The sequence below is a fragment of the Paraburkholderia sp. LEh10 genome (assembly GCF_017814945.1).
Classification (GTDB): domain Bacteria; phylum Pseudomonadota; class Gammaproteobacteria; order Burkholderiales; family Burkholderiaceae; genus Paraburkholderia.
This window is the reverse complement of sequence record NZ_JAGIPX010000221.1, coordinates 1-935: the sequence shown is the minus strand read 5'-3', so window position 1 is coordinate 935 and position 935 is coordinate 1. Positions and strand designations below refer to the sequence as shown.

Annotated in this window: 2 protein-coding genes; both read right to left on the bottom strand. The window is 64.9% G+C overall.

Annotation, left to right across the window (positions count from 1 at the left end):
* Positions 1-573, bottom strand: a 573-nt coding sequence (locus J8I87_RS44050; RefSeq protein WP_209938920.1) for an IS3 family transposase, incomplete at its 3' end; no start/stop codon positions are given.
* Positions 570-884 carry a transposase gene (locus tag J8I87_RS44045; protein WP_209938917.1) on the bottom strand — a complete coding sequence of 105 codons (315 nt, stop codon included), beginning with the start codon at positions 882-884 and terminating at the stop codon, positions 570-572. The genes J8I87_RS44050 and J8I87_RS44045, both read right to left, overlap by 4 nt.
* Positions 885-935 lie beyond the last annotated feature (51 nt).

The following is a 935-nucleotide window of genomic DNA, read 5'->3' as shown; positions in this document are numbered from 1 at the left end:
CTGGGCGCCCTGGTCCGAATGCAGGATCACACCCTCGTGGCGTCGCTGCAGCAGTGCCATGTCGAGTGCACGCAACATCAGCTCCGTGTACAGATGGTTCGACATCGCCCAGCCCACGATGCGCCGGCTAAACACATCGAGCACCACAGCCAGATATAGAAACCCCTCGCCGGTCGGAATGTAGGTGGCATCTGCCACCCACAGTACGTTCGGCGCGTCAGCGCTAAAGTGCCGGCGCACCAGATCGGGGGCACGTCTTGCCCCCGCACTTGGCCGTGTGGTACGTGGCCAGCGCCGCCGGCTGGCACCACACAGGCCGGCCATGCGCATCAGACGCGCTACCCGCTTGCGCCCAACGTGCACGCCTTCGCGCGCGAGTTGCGCATGGATACGTGGCGCCCCGTACGTGCCGCGCGAGCTCGCATGCAGCGTGCGGATACGCGCCAGCAACTGCGCATCACTGCCAGCATGCTGCGATGGCCCGCATATCAGCCACGCGTAATAGCCGCTCGTCGAGACCCCGAGCAGCCGCGCCATCGTGGCTATGGGCCAACGGGCCTGGTTCGCTTTCATGAATCCGTACCCTTGGGTGGCACGGTTCCCGTCTCCCGCGCGAACCAGGCCGCCGCGTGAGAGAGGATGTCGCGCTCCATTTTTAACTGGCGATTCTCGCGGCGCAGCCGCGTAAGTTCCTGCCGCTCGGCCGTGGTCAGCCCGTCATGACGCACCCCCGCATCACGTTCGGCTTGCGCAACCCAGTTGGTGATGGTCTGCGCCGTCGGTTCGAACTCGCGAGCGAGCTCTTGCGGTGTGCGCCCCGCCTTGACCAGTTCCACCATCTGCGCCCGGAATTCCGCCGGGTACGGTGTACGCGTCTTGCCCATTTCGGCACCTCCTGTAAAAGGATAGGTGTCCGTTTTGGCGGGTCAACTTCA